The organism is Micromonospora andamanensis, assembly GCF_016863495.1.
Taxonomy (GTDB): domain Bacteria; phylum Actinomycetota; class Actinomycetes; order Mycobacteriales; family Micromonosporaceae; genus Micromonospora; species Micromonospora andamanensis.
Genome location: NZ_BOOZ01000062.1, coordinates 17764 through 34320, shown reverse-complemented (window position 1 = coordinate 34320; position 16557 = coordinate 17764). Strand labels below are relative to the sequence as shown.

The following is a 16557-nucleotide window of genomic DNA, read 5'->3' as shown; positions in this document are numbered from 1 at the left end:
CCTTCTGGTCGCCGCTCTGCCCCCTTGCTCCGCTTCTGTCCCGACGAAAAGTGCAAGATCGCCGAGGGAGGGCGGGTGGGGCGGGGGTACGGTCGGGGGGTGGCGGATGGCGGGGAAAGGCGACGGCGGCGGCACCGGCACCACGGCGTTCCCGGTGGCGGGGCCGACACAGGTGCGGCGGCCACCACGGCCGGGGTGCACGACGGCGGTGACGCCCCCCGGGGGCGACGTAACGGCGCTCCCGAGGAGGGTGAGCGCGGGCTGCGCGGGCTTGTCGGGTCCGGCTCGTCGCAGGTGAGCGTGACCGCCGCCATGCGGGCCCGGGACGCTGCCCGACCCACCGACGAGGATCTCGCCGCGGCGGCGGAGCGGGTCGTCATCGTCCGCCGCAACTGGACCCCGCGCGACGAACTGCCCCGTCGCTGACCCGGGGTCGGTCGGCCGCCGAGACGGTGCCGCCCGACCCGGATCCGGTCGTCACCGTCAGGGCAGGTCGGGCAACTGCCGGGTGCGCTCGTACTCGGCGACCTGGGCGATCCGGCGGGCGTGCCGGTCACTGCCCGAGAACGAGGTGGTCAGGAACGCCTCGACGATGGCGGTGGCCTCGTCGAGGGTGTGCTGGCGGGCCCCGACGGCGACCACGTTCGCGTCGTTGTGCTGCCGACCCAGCTGGGCGGTCTCCACGTTCCACGCCAGCGCCGCCCGCACCCCCGCGACCTTGTTCGAGGCGATCTGCTCGCCGTTGCCGGAGCCGCCGATGACCACACCGAGGCTGCCCGGGTCAGCCACCACTCGGGTGCCGGCGTGCAGGCAGAAGGCCGGGTAGTCGTCCTCCGGGTCGAAGGCGTGCGGGCCGATGTCGACCACCTCGTACCCCTGCTTGGCGAGGTGGTTGGCCAGGTGCACCTTCAACTCGAAACCGGCGTGATCGGATCCCAGGTAGACGCGCATACCGCGCAGTCTGTCAGGCCCGTCCCACCGGGCACCGCCGGGGCGGGTGGCGGACGGGACGGGCCGGACGGGTCAGGACCGCTCGGGCAGTTCGGCGACCACCAGGCCGCCACGCGCCTTCGGGGTGAACCAGGTGCTCTTGCGCGGCATCTTCTCGCGGGCCAGGTTCACCGCGACGAAGTCGTCGACGGTCACCGGCGCAATGAGGACGGCCAACTCGGCTCGACCGGCCTCGACCTCACCGGTGAGCCAACTCGCCGGGTAGTCACCGCCGACGTAGGTGATCCGCTTGTCGCCCGGATCCAGACCGAGGGCGTCGCGCAGCAGCATCCGCTCGACCAGGGCGTGGTCGAGATTCTCCAGCCGGCTGGCAGCGGTGTGCGGCAGCGTCACCGCGTACGCCTGGTCGGGAAGCTGGAGCACGACGGTGCCGCCGGTCGCCGGCACCTCGGCCGGGCCGTCGAACGCGGTGATCCGCGCCCCGGCGGCGGCCAGCCGTTCGAGCAGCTCCCCGGGGGTGGTGGTCAGCTCGCTGACCAGGCGATTGTACGGCTGGATAGCCACCGAAGCCGGTGTGGTCACGACCGCCAGGAACCGGGACATCCCACCTGTCTGCGCGGCCAGGCTGCGGTGGTTGCCGTCGGCGACCACCAATTCGCCGCCACCGGCCAGCGCGGTCAGCTCGTCCTGCTGCCGGCCCGGACCGACAAGCCAGATGGCGTGGGTACGTCCGGCCTGGTCGGTGTCGGTGGCGGCGGGCGCCCCGGCCGTGTCGGTGGCTGCCGCGAGCGCCTCGTGCAGTTCGTCGCCGCGCCCGGTCTGCAACAGCAGCACCGGTGAGAGCAGGTGCCCCAAAGCCTGGGCCAGCGCGACCCGCTCGCGCACCTTCGCGATGAAGACGTCCTCGTTGCGGATGACCAGGCCGGGCTCGTCGGCCCGGGTGGAGATCTGATCGGTGTCGACCATGGCGAACAGCCCGTAGGCCGGCTCCTCGCCCGGCGCGCTGATCCGGTACAGCACCACCACCTGTTCGGCCGGGGTGTAACTGCCGTCGGCCTTCGCCTCGGCGAGCCGGCTCACCGCGGCCGGCAGGGCGTCGGCGAACGACAGGCCGAGGCTCTCCGGTGCCTTGTGCGGCATCTCGATGCCGAGGGCGCTGTGCGGATTCGCCTCGATGATCGCGGTGATCTCCGCGTCGTCGGCGAACTCGTCGTAGTTCTGGGCGCCGGTACCACCTGTGGTGATCCAGGCTCGGGTGATCGGGTGCACGACCGTCATGACGGTTGACGCTACCGGCGGCGCGTCGGGTGCCGCCGAGGGACCCGCCCTTGGCCCACCAGGTGAAAGCGCGGGCACTGCCCTACGGTCACTGCGGAGCAGGTGCCCTCGGTCACCTGTCGTGCTCCGCCCCCCGCCGGTGCCGGCCGCCGGGCACCGGCGTTCCCACCGGACGGCCCGCCGGGACCGGCCTCGGCCCCTGGTTGCGCAGCTCCCGGCCGGGTGGTGTCAGTCGGGAGGTGACCGGAACCCGGGCGACACCCACCACGCTCGGCCTGGCCAACACCCCTGACGAGTTCGGGGAGCGGTCACGGCGGGGCGGCGGCAGGTCACCCGATGGTCGTGGTCCCGGCATGGGCGCAGGCGGCTCCGACCGCGACAACCCCGGTGCCGTCCGGGGCGGCACGGGCTCCCGCCGGGCCGGACCCGGCCAGTGGTCGGACCGGTCCCGGCGCGGTGCCGGCCAGCTCAGCTGCGTCGCCGGACCGGGCGTCGCGGCGGCGATGCCCTCCTCCCGCGCCCGGGGGTCGTCGACCGGGGCACGATGTCTGGCCATCTGGCGCCTCCACGAGCTGGCGGACTGCGGCCAGCGGGCACGGGTGCGGCCCGCCAGCGATCACCACGGACACCCGGTCAAACGACCCCACGAAGGCACCGGTGACGCCCGGCCGGCCCGCGGCGTCGCCGTCGACACGGCGGGCGGTCAGTCGACGATCGGGTCGATGTCGCGGCTGCGCTTGAGCTCGAAGAAACCGGGGGTGCCGGCGACGAGCAGGACCCCGTCCCAGAGGCGACCGGCACCCTCTCCCCTGGGCGCCGGGGTGATCACCGGCCCGAAGAAGGCGACAGGTCGGCCGTCGGGGCCGGGAGCGTGGATGACCGGGGTGCCGACGTCGGTACCGACCGGCCGCATCCCGGCCTCATGGCTGGCCCGCAGCGGCGTGTCGAGGGCGCTGTCCCCGGCCGCCTCGGCCAGCGCCGGGTCCAACCCGACCTCGGTCAGGGCGGCCACGTACAGCTCCGGCCCGAGCGGCTCCTTGCCGAGATGGATCCGCGTGCCCAGGGCGGTGTAGAGCGCCCGCACGGCGTCGGAGCCGTAGCGCTGCTGCACCGCGACACAGACCCGCACCGGCCCCCAGCCGTTGCGCATCAACTCCCGGTAGTCGTCGGACAGCTCCCGGCCCTCGTTGAGCACCGACAGGCTCATCACCTGGAAGCGGACGTCGACGGGACGGACCCGCTCCACCTCCAGCAGCCAGCGGGAGGTGATCCACGCCCACGGGCAGATCGGATCGAACCACATGTCAACGCTGACGCGCTCGTTCACGACAGGATCCCTTCGCAATGGTGACGCCGGCTCACCGGCGTACATCCGATCTTGCTCCCGCCCGCTGCCACCTGCGCGAGGATCCAGCCGTGACCTCGCCCACCACCGACTACCCGTACATGGAAGACTCAGGCCCGGACCGGCCGTCACGAGCGGTCGACGGACCATGCGGCCGTGACGGACGGCGAGAGTGGGATGGAGACGAACAGTGCCGGGAGTGCGCAACCTGACACAGGTCGAGGCCACCGAGCGGGCCCGCCTGCTCGACGTGACCGGGTACGACATCAAGCTGGACCTGTCCAGTGCCGTTCACGCCGCCGACGGTCGTACCTTCCGGTCGACCACCGAGGTGCAATTCCGCTGTGCCGAACCGGGGGCCAGCACCTTCATCGAGGTGGCGGCCGACTCGGTGCGCTCGGCGACGCTCAACGGCGCCCCGGTGGAGCTGGCCGACTTCTCAGCCGAGAAGGGACTCACGCTGACCGGGCTGGCCAGCGAGAACACGCTCGTCGTCGACGCGGACTTCGCGTTCTCCAACTCCGGCCAGGGGTTGCACCGCACCGTCGACCCGGTCGACGGTGAGACCTACCTCTACAGCCAGTTCGAAACGGCCGACGCACAGCGCGTCTTCGCCTGTTTCGACCAGCCGGACCTGAAGAGCGTCTACACCTGGCACGCCACTGTTCCGGAGCACTGGAAAGTGATCTCCAACATGCCTGTGGAGCGCGAGGAGGCGGCCGGCGAGGGCCACAAGACCCTGCACTTCGCCACCTCCGCCCGGATGAGCACCTACATCACCGCGCTGTGCGCCGGGCCGTACCACGAGGTGCGGTACACCCACGACGGCATCGACCTGGGTTACTTCTGCCGGGCGAGCATGGCGCAGTATCTGGACTCCGACGACCTGAACCTGGTCACCACGCAGGGCTTCGACTTCTTCCACGAGCAGTTCGGGGTGCGGTACCCGCTGCCCAAGTACGACCAGCTGTGGGTGCCGGACTTCAACGCCGGCGCGATGGAGAACTTCGGCTGCGTGACCCACGCCGAGTCGCACTACCTGTTCCGCTCGCAGGTCACCGACTTCGAGTACGAGCAGCGGGCCAACACCGTCCTGCACGAGCTGGCGCACATGTGGTTCGGCAACCTGGTCACCATGCGCTGGTGGAACGACCTGTGGCTGAACGAGTCGTTCGCCGAGTGGGCCAGCCACTGGTGCAACACGCACGCCACCCGGTTCACCGAGGCGTGGACGACCTTCCTGTCCATCCGGAAGAACTGGGGGTACCGGCAGGACCAGCTCTCCTCCACCCACCCGGTGTACTGCGAGATGCCCGACCTGGAGGCGGTCGAGGTCAACTTCGACGGCATCACGTACGCCAAGGGCGCCAGCGTGCTCAAGCAGTTGGTCGCGTACGTGGGCGAGGAGCCGTTCCTGGCCGGTCTGCGCGCCTACTTCGCCAAGCACGCCTGGGGCAACGCCACCTTCGACGACCTGCTGTCCGAGTTGGAGACCGCCTCCGGCCGCAAGTTGACCACATTCGCCTCCCAGTGGCTGGAGACCGCTCAGGTCAACACGCTACGCCCGGAGCTGACCATCGGCGCGGACGGCACGTACCAGCAGGTACTGGTCCGTCAGGAGGCACCGGAGGGTCACCCGACCCTGCGTACCCACCGGATCGGGGTGGGGCTCTACGACCTCACCGACGGCCGGTTGGTGCGTCGCGAGCGGTATGAGGTGGACGTCGACGGAGAGCTGACCGAGCTCACCGAACTCACCGGCGTGCGCGCGGCCGACGTGCTGCTGCTCAACGACGACGACCTCAGTTACACCAAGCTGCGGTTGGACGAGCGGTCGATGGCCACTGTGGTGCAGCACATCGCCGGCCTTGAGTCGTCGCTGGCGCGGGCGCTGTGCTGGACCGCCGCCTGGGACATGACCCGCGACGCCGAGCTGGCCACCCGCGACTACGTCGCGCTGGTGCTGGCCGGGCTGCCGGCGGAGACGGACATCAACCTGGTCACCGCGACGCTGCGGCAGGTCAGCAGCGCCCTCACCTTCTACGCCGACCCGGACTGGGCACCGACCGGCTGGGCCGACCTGGCCCGTACCGCGAGGACCGCGCTCGCCGCGGCCGAGCCGGGCAGCGGCTTCCAGCTGGCCTGGGCCCGGGCGTACGTCTCGGCCGCCCGGTCCGGTGAGGACCTGGCCGTGCTGCGCGGCTGGCTTGAGGGCACCCAGGTGACCCCCGGGTTGACAATCGACACCGAGCTGCGGTGGAGCGTGTTGCAGGCGCTGGTGGCCAACGGCGCGGCCGGCGCGTCGGAGATCGAGACGGAGCTGGCCCGGGACAAGACCTCAAGCGGTGAGCGGGAGGCCGCCTACGCGCACGCGCTGGTGCCGACCGAGGCCAACAAGGCCGCCGTCTGGGCCCAGTTGACCGGCCCTGAGGCGCTGCCGAACTGGCGGCACCGGGCGCTGTTGCAGGGCTTCAGTCACCCCACGCAGGTGGAACTGGTCACCCCGTACCGGGACCGCTACTTCGCCACCGTCGGGCAGGTCTGGGCGACCCGGGACAGCGAGCCGGCGCAGGAGTTCGCCATGCTCATGTACCCCGCGTACCTGGTGGCGGACGACACCGTCGAGGCCACCGACGCCTGGCTGGCGCAGGAGGGCCACCCGGGTCCGCTGCGCCGGCTGGTCGCCGAGGGTCGTGACGGCGTGGTCCGCGCCCTCGCCGCGCAGGCCCGGGACGCCCGAACGGCCTGACCGCGTTCCACCGGCCCGGGAGCGTCGTGAGCACACGATGCTCCCGGGCCGTTATCGTGGCCAAGGGAGGTGGACGTGATGGCACAACCGACGTACGAGTGGCGCCCACCGGAACACGGCTGGCGGGAGCAGGATCTCGCCGACCTGCCGGACGACGGAAATCGCTACGAGATCATCGACGGGAGCCTGCACGTGACCCCACCAGCCGGCTATGGACACCACTGGCTGGCGGACGAGATCCGGTCGGCTATCCGTGCGTCGGCACCGACGGAGTGGATGATCATTCGCGAGGCCGGAGTCCGCGCCCCGGGCGGCAACCTGATTCCGGATATCACGGTCCTCAAGCCGGGTGCGCCGCCCGACGGCATGTGGGCGGATCCGGCACACGTCGCACTCGTCGTGGAGATCGAGTCGCCAAGCAGCCGGCGCCACGACCGCTTCACCAAACCCGCGCTCTACGCCGAGGCAGGCATCCCGTTCTACTGGCGGGTCGAACGCGGTGATTTCGGCCCTGTGGTGTACCGCTACGAGTTGGTCAAGGGTGTCCACTACAACCTTCTCGGCACGGTCGGGCCGGACGATCCGGTCGAGGTGACCGAGCCGTGGCCGATGCGGCTGGAGCCTTCCGCCTGGCCCCGCTGACCTACGAGACGAGCCCGGTCCCCCGCAGGGGACCGGGCTCGCGCGTATCGAAGTCGTCAGCCCTTGCCGGCGTAGCGGGAGAGCTGGTCGAGGCCCTGGATGATGCCGCCCGCCAGGTCGCCGCCACCGAAGGCGGCCACCATCGACAGTGCCGCGATCTTGGCGTACGTGTCCGGGACACGCTTGCGGGCGTACCGACCGGTGACGATCTCCAGCTGCCGCTGGTTGGGCGAGATCGCGATCAGCACCGACCGGTCGGGCTCGGCGAGCTGCCGGTGCAGCCGCTCGGCGTGCTCCCGGATCGGCTCGTCGAGGCCGCCGACGAAGACGGAGAAGACCAGGCCGGTCGTCCGGTCGGCCAGGCGTAGCGCCTCGTCGATGCGCAGCAGCTGGCGGGTCGAGAACGGCCCGTCGAGCACGTCTGGCGGAGTCTCCGTCCCGGCCACGTGCTGCTTCTCACCAACGGTCACTTGCGCCTCCGGTTCCACCGGTCGGCGTCTCGACGCCGGCCTGTTCCTGCGTGCGGCTGGTCAGCGCGGGCGCCTGTGCCCCCACCGACAGCGCGGTGCCCGCGGAGTCGGCCAGTTCCTCGGGGCGGCCGAGGAACCAGACCGGCGTGAAGTTGAACGGCCGGCCCGGCCGGTAACGCTTGGCACCGCCACCACCGCCCTGGCTACCCGCGTAGACGAGGCCGGCGATCACCAGCACGATGGCTGCCGGGATGCCGACGAAGACCAGCAACGTGTCGGTTACAGACAATCCCAACGCCCCCAGGCGGAAAGAGAGACCTTCGATCGGGTCGGGTGGCGGATCACCTCGGTGACCTCCCGACTCCGCTGCCATTCACGTTAGCGGAGCCGACGCTCCGCCAGACTGCGGGGTGCCGATCCCATCCGCCACTGGAGTCCTCCAGTTGCGCAGCGGTCGCGATCAGCCTCGCGTCCTCGCCGTACCGACCGGTGAGCAGAACCCCTACCGGTAGCCCTTCGGCCGTCACGCCGACCGGCAGCGAAACGGACGGTTGGCCGGTGACGTTGAAAACCGCACAGTACGGGGAGAAACGGCGTTGCCTGTCGAAGTCCTCCTCCGGGGTACGCCCCTGGGTGAACCAGCCGACAGGTGCCTGCGGGGCCGCCAGGGTGGGACAGAGCAGCAGGTCACACCCGGCGGTACGGCGGGCACCGAGGCGTACCTGTGCCTGGATCTCACCGAGGGTCGCGGTGAGGGTGCCGGCGGAGATCTCGGCGGCCCTGGTCCGCAGGAAACGGGTGAGCGGCAGCAGCTCGGACTCCCGTTGCGGCGGCACCGGGGCGAGCGCGAGGACGTACCAGACGATCTCGAACAGCGGCCAGACCTGTGGGCCGATCGGCGCCGGCACCTCGACGACCTCGTGCCCGGCGGCGGCGAGCAAGGCGGCGGCCCGGTGCACCGCGGCGACGCAGTCCGGATGGACCGGCTCGTCGGCGAGCATCGGAGCGGTGAACCGGCCGATCCGCAACCGGCCGGGCTCGGCGGCACGGGCGGCCGCGAGATAGCCGCCCGGCGGTGGTGGCGGCGGCAGGTACGGCTCGCCTGGTGCCGGCTCGGCCAGCACGTCCAGGAACGCGGCCACGTCCGCGACGGTCCGGCCGAGCGGGCCGCTCGTCGGCAGGCCGAAGGCACCGAACCCGAGCGGACCGCCGGAAACCACGCCCCGGCTGGGTTTGTAGCCGACCAGCCCGCACAGCGACGCCGGGATCCGCAGGGAACCACCGCCGTCGGAGCCCTGCGCCACGGGCACCAGGCCCGCCGCCACGGCCGCCGCCGCGCCGCCGCTGGATCCGCCAGCGGTGTTGGCCAACGCCCAGGGATTACGCGCCGGCGGTGCCACCAGGGTCTCCGAGTACAGCGAACAGCCCAGCTCGGAGGTGGTGGTCTTACCGAGGCTGACCAGGCCCGCCGCCCGGATGAAGCGCACCACGTCGGCGTCGACGGGCGGTACGAAGTCAGCGAAGGCGGCCGAACCGAACGTGGTGCGGACACCTGCCGTCAGGGTCAGATCCTTTATCGCCGTCGGCACCCCGTGCAGTGGCCCACGCCGATCGGTCGGGCTCGCGTCGGCGGCGCGGGCGGCGGCGCGCGCCTGCTCCGGGGTGACTGTGACGAAGGCACCTACCGTGTCACCGAGCGCGTCGACCCGGCGCAGGTGATGCTCGACGAGGTCCACGCTGGACAGCTCGCCACGGGCTATCGCGGCGGCCTGTTCCAGCGCGGTCAGGTCGTGCGGCTCGGCCATGCCGCCATCCTGCCCGTTCAGGGCTCTGGTTGCCGCCTAGACACGAGCCTCACGGCCGTAGAAGGCGTTCAACGCCGCCGGTGGGGCTCGACTACGGGCGAGCCCACCTCACACGCTCAGGAAAGGGTTCCCGGTGGCGACACCCACTCGGACCGGGGTCCACCGACCTCCGCCAACCTGTCGAAATCCCGGTCGTAGTGGAGAACGGTGGCCCCGTACTCAGCGGCGGACGCCGCCACCATCAGATCCACCGGACTCGCTGCCCGGTGGTGTCCCCGGGCGGTCAACGCGAGTTGCAGGTCTCGCTTTATATACCGCCACGACCTAGAAAGCGGAGGGCGTTTGTGGAGAGCAGGTCGGCGCGCTGCGCGTCGGTGAGAAAGTCGGCCTGGCGGACCACCGCGCCGGCCGGGCGTTCACCCAGGGGGTACGGGTAGTCGCTGCCCAGGAGCACCCGATCGTCGCCCATGGTGTCCACAAGCAGCCGCAGCGCCGGGGCCGAGAAGACCACCGAGTCGACGTAGAACCTGTCGACGTAGGAGCTGGGCGGGGCGGCGGAGGCCCCGCGTACCAGGTCGCCTCGGCGGTGCCAGGCATTGTCGGCGCGCCCCAACCAGAACGGGAAGCTGCCGCCGCCGTGGGCGAAGCAGATCCGCAACGTCTCAGGTACCCGGTCGAACACTCCGCCGAGGATCATCGCCAGCACCGACAGGTGAGTCTCGGCGGGCATGCCGGTGAGCCACCGGGCCATCCAGCGGTCCAGGCGAGGGCTGCCGGCCATGTCCCAGGGGTGGACGAAGACCGGCGCACCGACCTCGGCGCAGTGGGTCAGGAAGGTCACGATGCCGGCGTCGTCCAGGTCCCGGTCACCGACGTGATTGCCGATCTCCACGCCGACGTGGCCGGCCGCGAGGCAGCGGTCCACCTCGGCGCAGGCCGCGTCCGGGTCCTGCAACGGCACCTGACAGAACGGCAGCAGCCGGTCGCCGCCGGCGGCGGTGACCTCCAGGGTCAGGTCGTTGAAGATCCGGGCCACCTTCACCGCCTGGTCGGCCGGGCGGTCGTAGCAGAAGAAAACAGGCGTGGGCGAGACCACCTGCACGTCGACCCCGTCGGCCGTCATGTCGGCCAGCCGGGTGTCGGCGTCCCAGCATTCCGCGCCGACCGGGCGGAACGGCTTCTCCCCGATCATGATCATGGCAGCGCGTTCCGAGTCGATCCGGAGCCAGGGCCAGCCGGACCCGCCGCACGTCGCGGCCAGGTCCGGCCATCCCTTCGGTACGACGTGCGTGTGCACGTCCACCACCGGAGACACAGCCGGCACCGGAGCCGTCATCAGCCCTTGCCCGGGTGCAGGGCGCCGCAGTTGTCGCAGGTACGCGCCGACTCGTCGGCGTAGAACGCCGCGAACACCGGTGGCAGGTCGGCGGCGATGTCCCGCACCTGCAACTCGACCTCGTGCACCTTGTGCGAGCACTCGGCGCAGTACCACTGGAACTTCTCCAGCGTCCCCTCCTCACGTACCCGCTCGATCACCATCCCGATCGAGCCGGCCTCCGGCCGCTGCGGGGAGTGCGGCGTGTTCCGTGGCAGCATCCACATCTGGCCCTCGCGCACGTGCACCGTACGCGGCCCCTCGGGGAGCATCAGGTTGATGTGCATGTTGCCCTTGACCTGGTAGAAGAACTCCTCGTACGGGTCGACGTGAAAGTCGGTGCGCTGGTTCGGCCCACCGACCACCATGACGATGAAGTCCTCGGAGCCGGGCAGCATCTCCTTGTTGCCCACCGGCGGCTTCAGCAGGTGCTGGTTCTCCGCGATCCACCCGGGAAAGCTGAACGGCTCGGCGATCTCACTCATGGCTGGCCTCCTTCTGGGAGCAGGGCGACGGCCTGCATCTCGATAAGCAGGTGCGGATGCGGCAACTGGTGCACGGCGACAGTCGTCCGGGTCGGTCCGGTCGCGTCGAAGAACTCCGCCCACACCTCGTTGTACCCACCGAAGTCATTCATGTTGACCAGATAGCTGGTGACCTGGACCAGGTCGGTCAGCTCCGCGCCGACCGACCGGAGCAGATCCGCGATGTTCCGGATCACGGCCCGGGTCTGCGCCCGGATGTCCAGGTCGGTCGTGCCGAACTCGTCGACCGACACACCCGCGAACGTGTTGTCCGGCCGCCGCGACGACGTCCCCGAGACGAAGACGAACCCACCCGCCACCTTCACATGCGGAAAGGCCCCCCGAGGCACCGCCTTCCCGGCAACAACCCGAGCCCCGTCACCACTCACGAGGAACTCCGCAACGAAGCCGTACCGAGTCGCTCGACCACCGCCCGGACATGAGCACCCGCACGCAACGGCACCGCGGCAGTCGCCGCGCCCGCCAGGAAGACCCAGCCCGAGCGCAGCCGCACCCCGTGCCGCCCCGCCAGTCGGATGCCCTCGTCGAGCGCCCGGCGCGGGTCGCCGAGGATGGCCGCCGTCGAGCCGACCTGCGCCACCCGCCCGTCGATCTCCAGCAACACGCCCAGGTTGTCCAGCCCGTCCGGCACCGGCGACCACGGCCCGATCACGAACGCACCGGCCGAGGTGTTGTCGGCGATGACGTCGGGCAGGGAGAAGGTGAAGTTCGCGTACCGGGAGTCGATCAGCTCGATCGCCGGGGCGACCGCCCGGACCGCGTCGGTGAAGTCGCCGACCGGCTCACCGGGCTCGGGCAGCCGGTCCAGCAGGAACGCCACCTCCGGCTCGACCCGGGGATGGATGAAGTCGGCCACGTCGATCGTGCCGCCGTCGGGGATCCGCATCGTGTCGGTGAGCCGACCCCAGATCACCTCGTCCACCCCGACCTGGGCCATCTTCGCCTTGCTGGTCAGCCCCATCTTCAACCCGACGAGCCGCTCCCCCCGGTCCAGCCGGCGCTGCACCAGGGCGGTCTGCACCGCGTACGCGGCGTCGACGTCCAGCCCGGTCTCGGCGGCGAGCTGCCCGACCGCGGTGGCCGTGTCGGCGGCCGTGCCGAGCGTCTCGGCGATCCCGGCGATGTCCGGCCCGATCATGAGTTCTCCTTGCTGGCCAGGTCCAGCGCCACGTCGACGATCATGTCTTCCTGCCCGCCGACCATCCGGCGTCGACCCAACTCCACGAGGATCGACCGGACGTCCACGCCGTAGCGCGCCGAGGCCCGTTCGGCGTGCCGCAGGAAGCTGGAGTAGACCCCCGCGTACCCCAGGGAGAGGGTTTCCCGGTCGACCTGGACGGGCCGGTCCTGCAACGGGCGGACGATGTCGTCGGCGGCGTCCATGAGCGCGAAGACGTCGCAGCCGTGCTGCCAGCCGTGCAGTTCGGCGACCGCGACGAAGACCTCCAGGGGCGCGTTGCCGGCGCCGGCGCCCATGCCGGCGAGGGAGGCGTCCACCCGGACCGTCCGGCCGGCCGGCGACCCGGCCGGGCCGTCGCCGGCGATCCGGCCGTGTTCGACGGCGATCACACTGTTGGCCACTCCGAGGGAGAGGTTGTGGTGGGCGTGGATGCCGATCTGCGTGGTCGGTTCGAGGACCTGCCGGTACGCGTCGACGCGCTGCGCCACGTCGGACATCAGCAGCCGCCCACCGGAGTCGGTGACGTAGACGCAGTGCGCCCCGTAGGACTCCATCAGCTTGGCCTGGGCGGCCAGCCCGGTGGGGTCGTTCATGTGGGACATCATCAGGAAGCCGGCCACGTCCATGCCGTTCTCCCGGGCCCAGGAGATGTGCTGGGCGGAGATGTCGGCCTCGGTGCAGTGGGTGGCGATCCGGACGCTCGTCACCCCGAGCGCCCGGGCGGCCTTCAGGTCGGCGATGGTGCCGATGCCGGGCAGCAGCAGAGTGGTCAGCTTCGCCCTCGTCATCACCCCGGCCGCCGCCGCGATCCAGTCGGCGTCGCTGGCCGCGCCGTGACCGTAGTTGACGCTCGACCCGGCCAGACCGTCACCGTGAGCGACCTCGATCGCGGCGACCCCGGCGGCGTCGAGGGCGGCGGCAATCGTGCGGACCTGGTCGACGGTGTAGCGGTGGGCGATGGCGTGCATGCCGTCGCGCAACGTCACGTCCTGGATGTACAACTCTGTCACTTGGCCAGCACCTCCGCCCGCAGGGCGACCAGCCGCTGCGCGGTACGCAGCGCGGCCGAGGTCATGATGTCCAGGTTCCCGGCGTACGCGGGCAGGTAGTGCCCGGCACCGGAGACCTCCAGGAAGACCGAGACCTGCAACCCGGTGAGCTGCCGTCCCAGCGACGGCACGTAGGTGTCGACGCTGTCGAACTGCACGTCCTGCTTGAGCCGGTAGCCGGGCACGTACTCCTGCACGGTGGCCACCATCTCGCCGACCGAGGCGGCGATGGCGTCGCGGTCGGCGTCGGGGTCCGGGCAGAGACAGTAGACGGTGTCGCGCATCAGCAGCGGCGGGTCGGCCGGATTGAGCACGATGATCGCCTTGCCCCGGTCGGCCCCACCGACCACCTCGATGGCCCGGGCGGTGGTCTCGGTGAACTCGTCGATGTTGGCCCGGGTGCCCGGGCCGGCCGACCGTGAGGCGATCGACGCGACGATCTCCCCGTACGCGACAGGTGTCACCCGCCGCACCGCTGCGACGATCGGCACCGTCGCCTGCCCACCACAGGTGACCATGTTGAGGTTGGTCTCGCCCAGGTGCTCCTCCAGGTTGACCGGCGGTACTACGTACGGGCCGATCGCCGCCGGAGTCAGGTCGATCACGGTCCGCCCGTGCGCGCGCAGCATCGCGTCGTTGTGCCGGTGCGCGCCCGCCGAGGTGGCGTCGAAGACCAGTTCCACGTCGGCGAACTCGGGCATCGCGATCAGGCCCGCCACACCGTCGGCGGTGGTGGCCACGCCGAGTCGTCGGGCCCGCGCCAGGCCGTCCGAGGCCGGGTCGATGCCGGCCATCGCCACCATCCGCAGCGAATCCGACAACCGCAGTACCTTGATCATCAGGTCGGTGCCGATGTTGCCCGAACCGATCACCGCCACGCCCGTCATCCGTCAACCTCCCTGGAGGAGAAGCAGGTCCGTACCGAGCCGAGGCCGGAGATCCGGGCCTCGTAGGCCGCGCCCGGGGTCACCGACACCATCGGGCCGAGGGCGCCGGAGAGCACCACGTCCCCGGCGCGCAGCGGGTCACCGGCGCGGGCCATCGTGCCGGCCAGCCAGGCCAGCGCGTGCAACGGATTGCCCAGGCAGGCCGCTCCGGCTCCGACCGACACCGGCTCGCCTGCGTGTTCGAGGACCATCCCGCACAGCCGCAGATCCACGTCGGCGGGCCGGCGGGGCGTGGTGCCGAGCACGAACAGGCCGCTGGAGGCGTTGTCCGCCACGGTGTCCACGATGGAGATGTCCCAGCCGGCCACCCGCGAGTCAACGATCTCGATGGCCGGCAGCAGATGGTCGACGGCACGCAGCAGGTCGGCGCTGGTGATCCGCTCGTCGGGCAGATCGGCACCGAGCACGAAGGCGACCTCCGCCTCCACCCGGGGTTGCAGCAGGCTGTCGATCGACACCTCGGCGCCGTCGGGCACCGCCATCGCGTCGGTGAGCATCCCGAAGTCCGGCTCGTACACCCCGAGGTTCTCCTGGACCGCCCGGGAGGTCAGCCCGATCTTCGCGCCCACCCGGCGCTGCCCCGACGCCAGCCACTCCCCCACCTGACGCTGCTGCACCCGGTAGGCGGCACCGACGTCGCCCTCCGGAAGAAGTCGCCCGCGCAGCGGCGGGCAGGGCTTGCCGGTGTCACGTGCCTCGGCCAGTTCCCGGGCCGCCGACTCAACATCGATCATGACAGGTCCACGCAGACGTTCGTCAGTTCGGAATAGAAGTTCAGCGAGTGCACGCCACCCTCCCGACCGATCCCGGAGGCCTTCACCCCGCCGAACGGGGTCCGCAGGTCGCGCAGGAACCAGGTGTTCACCCAGACGATGCCGGCGTCCAGCCGGGCACCGGCCCGGTGCGCCCGACCCACGTCACGGGTCCAGACCGTCGCCGCCAGGCCGTATTCGGTGCCGTTGGCCAGGGCGTACGCCTCATCCTCGTCGTCGAACGGTGCCACGTGCACCACCGGACCGAAGATCTCCTCGCGGTTGGTCCGCGCCTCCGGGCCGAGCCCGGTCAGCACCGTCGGTTGCACGTACGCGCCACCGTCACGGGCGTCGCCGAACCGCGGCACGCCACCGCCCGCGAGCACCCGCGCCCCCTCGGTCCGCGCCAGGTCGTAGTGCCCGAGCACCTTGTCCCGGTGGCCGTGCGAGATCAGCGGCATGTTCACCGTCGCCTCGTCGGCCGGCCAGCCGTACGCCAACTCGCCAGCACGCTCGGCCAGCCGCGCGGTGAACTCCTCGAACACCTGCCGCTGCACGTAGATCCGTTCGGTGCAGAGGCACACCTGCCCGCCGTTTGTGAAACTCGACCGCACCGAGCCGGCCACCGCCGCATCCAGATCCGCGTCGGCGAAGACCAACCCGGCGTTCTTGCCACCCAACTCGAAGCTGACTGCCTTCACCCCGTCGGCGGCGGCCCGCATGATGGCGCCGCCGGTGGACGACTCACCGGTGAAGGTGATCGCGTCGACGTCCGGATGGCGGGTGAGGAACTCGCCGGCCGAGCCGGGCCCGAAGCCGTGCACCAGGTTGAACACGCCGTCGGGCACCCCGGCCGCCGCCATCACCTCGGCGAGCAGGGTGGCCGAGGCCGGCGTCTCCTCGCTCGGCTTGACCACCACCGCGTTGCCGCAGGCCAGAGCGGGGGCGACCTTCCAGGTGAGCAGCAGCAGCGGCAGGTTCCACGGCACGATCACCGCGACCACGCCCACCGGCTTGCGTACCGCGTAGTTGAGCGCCCGACCACCGGCCGGCGTGACAGTGGTGAACGACTCGGTAGGCGTGGTCGCCACGATCTCCGCGAAGGCCCGGAAGTTCGCCGCACCGCGCGGGATGTCCAGGGTGCGGGCCTGGGAGATGGACTTGCCGGTGTCGGCGACCTCGGCGGCCACCAGGTCGTCGAAACGGCGCTCCAACTCGTCGGCGATCCGGCGCAGCACCTCGGCGCGTTCCCGCTCCCCCGCCCGACCCCACGGCCCCCGCAACGCCGTCCGGGCCGCCGCCACCGCATCGTCCACGGTGGCCTGACCGGCCTCGACCACCTCGAACACCGGCTCGCCGGTCACCGGGCTGCGCTTGGTGAACCGGGTTCCGGCGTCGACGAACTCGCCGCCGACGAAGTTGCGCAGCAGACCGGGACCGTCAGGTGCCCGCCCGGCCATCAGCCGGGG

Annotated in this window: 19 protein-coding genes; 3 read left to right on the top strand and 16 right to left on the bottom strand. The window is 71.2% G+C overall.

Going from position 1 to position 16557, the window contains the following annotated elements; genetic code table 11:
* Window positions 1-99 precede the first annotated feature (99 nt).
* Window positions 100-426, top strand: coding sequence for a hypothetical protein (locus Van01_RS30080; protein WP_204014783.1), 327 nt, complete (start codon window positions 100-102; stop codon window positions 424-426).
* A gap of 57 nt (window positions 427-483) precedes the next feature.
* Here the strand turns inward: Van01_RS30080 and Van01_RS30075 are convergent, their stop codons facing one another.
* From Van01_RS30075 to Van01_RS30060, 4 genes are all read right to left on the bottom strand, one after another.
* A complete protein-coding gene (locus tag Van01_RS30075) occupies window positions 484-951 on the bottom strand; it encodes a ribose-5-phosphate isomerase (protein WP_204014770.1) in 468 nt (155 codons plus the stop codon).
* Between the two features lie 72 nt (window positions 952-1023).
* Window positions 1024-2229 carry a DUF1015 family protein gene (locus Van01_RS30070; protein WP_204014767.1) on the bottom strand — a complete coding sequence of 402 codons (1206 nt, stop codon included), beginning with the start codon at window positions 2227-2229 and terminating at the stop codon, window positions 1024-1026.
* 112 nt (window positions 2230-2341) lie between these two features.
* Window positions 2342-2785 (bottom strand): hypothetical protein, encoded by a 444-nt coding sequence (locus Van01_RS30065; protein WP_204014764.1) that lies wholly within the window; start codon window positions 2783-2785, stop codon window positions 2342-2344.
* A gap of 147 nt (window positions 2786-2932) precedes the next feature.
* Window positions 2933-3556 (bottom strand): mycothiol-dependent nitroreductase Rv2466c family protein, encoded by a 624-nt coding sequence (locus tag Van01_RS30060; RefSeq protein WP_204014761.1) that lies wholly within the window; start codon window positions 3554-3556, stop codon window positions 2933-2935.
* A gap of 217 nt (window positions 3557-3773) precedes the next feature.
* Here Van01_RS30060 and pepN point away from each other — a divergent pair, with 217 nt between their 5' ends.
* Both pepN and Van01_RS30050 read left to right on the top strand, forming a co-directional pair.
* Complete coding sequence (pepN, locus tag Van01_RS30055) at window positions 3774-6323, top strand: aminopeptidase N (RefSeq protein WP_204014759.1); 2550 nt, start codon at window positions 3774-3776, stop codon at window positions 6321-6323.
* A gap of 78 nt (window positions 6324-6401) precedes the next feature.
* Window positions 6402-6965 carry a Uma2 family endonuclease gene (locus Van01_RS30050; RefSeq protein WP_204014757.1) on the top strand — a complete coding sequence of 188 codons (564 nt, stop codon included), beginning with the start codon at window positions 6402-6404 and terminating at the stop codon, window positions 6963-6965.
* Window positions 6966-7021: 56 nt separating this feature from the next.
* Here Van01_RS30050 and Van01_RS30045 read toward each other — a convergent pair whose 3' ends face one another.
* From Van01_RS30045 to Van01_RS29990, 12 genes are all read right to left on the bottom strand, one after another.
* Window positions 7022-7435 (bottom strand): DUF5130 family protein, encoded by a 414-nt coding sequence (locus Van01_RS30045; RefSeq protein ID WP_204014756.1) that lies wholly within the window; start codon window positions 7433-7435, stop codon window positions 7022-7024.
* Window positions 7422-7724 (bottom strand): aa3-type cytochrome oxidase subunit CtaJ, encoded by a 303-nt coding sequence (ctaJ, locus tag Van01_RS30040; RefSeq protein WP_444543479.1) that lies wholly within the window; start codon window positions 7722-7724, stop codon window positions 7422-7424. The genes Van01_RS30045 and ctaJ overlap by 14 nt, the downstream gene beginning before the upstream one ends.
* A 52-nt stretch (window positions 7725-7776) precedes the next feature.
* Window positions 7777-9240, bottom strand: coding sequence for an amidase (locus tag Van01_RS30035; RefSeq protein WP_204014755.1), 1464 nt, complete (start codon window positions 9238-9240; stop codon window positions 7777-7779).
* A gap of 116 nt (window positions 9241-9356) precedes the next feature.
* Window positions 9357-9527 (bottom strand): PIN domain-containing protein, encoded by a 171-nt coding sequence (locus Van01_RS33885; RefSeq protein WP_373306306.1) that lies wholly within the window; start codon window positions 9525-9527, stop codon window positions 9357-9359.
* 20 nt (window positions 9528-9547) lie between these two features.
* A complete protein-coding gene (locus Van01_RS30025) occupies window positions 9548-10576 on the bottom strand; it encodes an amidohydrolase family protein (protein ID WP_204014754.1) in 1029 nt (342 codons plus the stop codon).
* Entirely contained in the window at window positions 10576-11100 is a 525-nt protein-coding gene (locus Van01_RS30020) for a 3-hydroxyanthranilate 3,4-dioxygenase (protein WP_204014753.1), read from the bottom strand. The genes Van01_RS30025 and Van01_RS30020 overlap by 1 nt, the downstream gene beginning before the upstream one ends.
* Window positions 11097-11528: a RidA family protein gene (locus Van01_RS30015; protein WP_204014751.1), complete on the bottom strand. Its 432-nt coding sequence runs from the start codon at window positions 11526-11528 to the stop codon at window positions 11097-11099. The genes Van01_RS30020 and Van01_RS30015 overlap by 4 nt, the downstream gene beginning before the upstream one ends.
* The gene (locus Van01_RS30010) at window positions 11525-12298 is read right to left on the bottom strand and encodes a 2-keto-4-pentenoate hydratase (protein WP_204014749.1); all 774 of its coding nucleotides are present in this window, start codon (window positions 12296-12298) and stop codon (window positions 11525-11527) included. The genes Van01_RS30015 and Van01_RS30010 overlap by 4 nt, the downstream gene beginning before the upstream one ends.
* Entirely contained in the window at window positions 12295-13350 is a 1056-nt protein-coding gene (dmpG, locus tag Van01_RS30005) for a 4-hydroxy-2-oxovalerate aldolase (RefSeq protein WP_204014747.1), read from the bottom strand. Before dmpG ends, Van01_RS30010 begins: the two co-directional genes overlap by 4 nt.
* A complete protein-coding gene (locus Van01_RS30000) occupies window positions 13347-14276 on the bottom strand; it encodes an acetaldehyde dehydrogenase (acetylating) (protein ID WP_204014744.1) in 930 nt (309 codons plus the stop codon). The genes dmpG and Van01_RS30000 overlap by 4 nt, the downstream gene beginning before the upstream one ends.
* Window positions 14273-15070 (bottom strand): 2-keto-4-pentenoate hydratase, encoded by a 798-nt coding sequence (locus Van01_RS29995; RefSeq protein ID WP_204014741.1) that lies wholly within the window; start codon window positions 15068-15070, stop codon window positions 14273-14275. Before Van01_RS29995 ends, Van01_RS30000 begins: the two co-directional genes overlap by 4 nt.
* Window positions 15067-16548 (bottom strand): 2-hydroxymuconic semialdehyde dehydrogenase, encoded by a 1482-nt coding sequence (locus Van01_RS29990; RefSeq protein ID WP_204014777.1) that lies wholly within the window; start codon window positions 16546-16548, stop codon window positions 15067-15069. The genes Van01_RS29995 and Van01_RS29990 overlap by 4 nt, the downstream gene beginning before the upstream one ends.
* Window positions 16549-16557: the final 9 nt, after the last annotated feature.